The following is a 1,032-nucleotide window of genomic DNA, read 5'->3' as shown; positions in this document are numbered from 1 at the left end:
GGCGTGGCCTGCGCAAAAGCCATCGCCGGCAGCGCCAGGCACAGGGCCGAAGCCAGAGGAGTCAGGGACGCTGCAAGGCGACGTTGCGCGCTGCGGTCAGCGCGGTTCGAAAAAGGCATGAAAGGCTCCGGGCCTGGAAAGCAGTGTTACGGCGCTGCAGGCCAAATAAGAAGAGAAATTGTTTACAAATTGTAATGCAAACAGAAACTATTCTCATTCTGATTTTTCGTTTTTATGGAGTAATCGGCGCGAAGTGTTGCGAGAATGGCGCGAAATCGGCGCGCCTGGGCGCCAAGGGCGTGGGGCCCGCGCGCAGAAAAGCGCGCAGCGAACCCCGAGGTCCGCTGCGTGTGCTTCAGGCCGCGCGCGCGCGCAGCCAGTGGTTGTCGAGCTGGATCTCGCCGACGCGCGCGGGCGCAATATTGCTGTCGCGGCCCGCGGCATCGAGCGCGATCACCTGCTCTGCGCCGCCGACCCAGACGCGCGGGTCATCGGCGTGGCCCTTGCCGGGCACGGCCGCGAGCGCATAGGCCATGGGCAGCGCATGCTCGGCCTGCCAGGCCAGGGGCGCGCCGGGGCCGGGGCTGCCGAAAAACGCCACGCGGTCGACGCGCGGGCAGCTCACGGCAAATGCGTCGCCGGTGAAGGCGATATCGCCGCCATAGCCGGCCAGCGGCCCGGGCGCGGCGACGGGGCGCAGCGATGCGCCGTCGAACACCGCCAGCACGGGCGCCTGGCGCTTGGCTTCGGCGGCGTCGTGCTCGGCCTGCAGGGCCACGCCCAGCCAGCGGCGCGCCTGGCCGGGGCGCACTTGCGCCCCCCAGGCCAGATGGCGCAGGCTCAGGCGCGGGTCGTCGAGCTTCCACTGGCCCAGCAGTTCGCCGCGCGACTGCGCAGCGAGGCGCACGACGGACGAATCCATATGGTCCAGCCGCAGCTTGCGCCGGCCGGTCTCGGCCTGGGTCGGAATGCCGCCGTTGGCCACGACCAGGCTGCCGTCGAAGTCGAGCAGCAACTGGTGCGGGTCCATGC

Annotated in this window: 1 protein-coding gene; it reads right to left on the bottom strand. The window is 69.3% G+C overall.

Translation table 11 applies throughout. The features are described 5' to 3' along the window. Positions 1–355 precede the first annotated feature (355 nt). On the bottom strand, positions 356–1,032 hold a 677-nt coding region (locus D3H34_RS32975; RefSeq protein WP_119558895.1), incomplete at its 5' end, for a DUF1513 domain-containing protein.

The organism is Acidovorax cavernicola (assembly GCF_003581445.1).
Note: the sequence above shows the minus strand (reverse complement) of the source record. Positions and strands in the feature narration are given on the sequence as shown.